This window comes from Micrococcus sp. APC 4021 (assembly GCF_030407635.1).
Taxonomy (GTDB): Bacteria; Actinomycetota; Actinomycetes; order Actinomycetales; family Micrococcaceae; genus Micrococcus; species Micrococcus luteus.
In genome coordinates this window covers 1-504 of sequence record NZ_JASDCZ010000241.1, presented here as the reverse complement: position 1 = coordinate 504, position 504 = coordinate 1, and the positions used below count along the sequence as shown (strand labels likewise).

Genomic DNA, 504 nt, shown 5'->3' with positions numbered 1-504 from the left:
CGGCGGTGCCCCCAAGCCCGGTCCTCGGGCCTGACCCCCCGGGGTCGCCACAGACCAGCCCGGTCCGGACGGACCGGGGTGACCAGCACTGCCGTGCGCGCCGCGCACGGCAGCGATGAGTGAAGGAGAACGGCAGCCATGCCGAAGATGAAGACCCACAGCGGTGCCAAGAAGCGCTTCCGCGTGACCGGCTCCGGCAAGATCATGCGCCAGCAGGCGAACCGCCGCCACTACCTGGAGCACAAGTCCTCGCGCCTGACCCGCCGTCTCAAGGGCGACCAGCTCGTCTCCAAGGGCAGCATCAAGCAGATCAAGCGGATGCTCGGCATCTGACACCCCCCCCGGCCTCGCCGGAACCCCTTCCTCCTCGGCCGTGACGCGCCAGTGCGCGCCCCGGGGACCACACAGATTGGAGTACGCACGTGGCACGTGTGAAGCGGGCAGTGAACGCCCACAAGAAGCGTCGGACCATGCTGGAGCGCGCCTCCGGCTACCGCGGCCAGC

The 504-nt window shown here is 69.8% G+C and carries 1 protein-coding gene and 1 pseudogene; both read left to right on the top strand.

Annotated elements, in window-relative coordinates; all coding sequences use genetic code 11:
- Positions 1 to 138: 138 nt before the first annotated feature.
- Positions 139 to 333, top strand: a complete 195-nt coding sequence (gene rpmI / locus QL983_RS11405; protein WP_002853699.1) for a 50S ribosomal protein L35 — start codon at positions 139 to 141, stop codon at positions 331 to 333.
- 89 nt (positions 334 to 422) lie between these two features.
- Positions 423 to 504, top strand: a pseudogene (locus QL983_RS11400) (50S ribosomal protein L20); the annotation flags it as partial.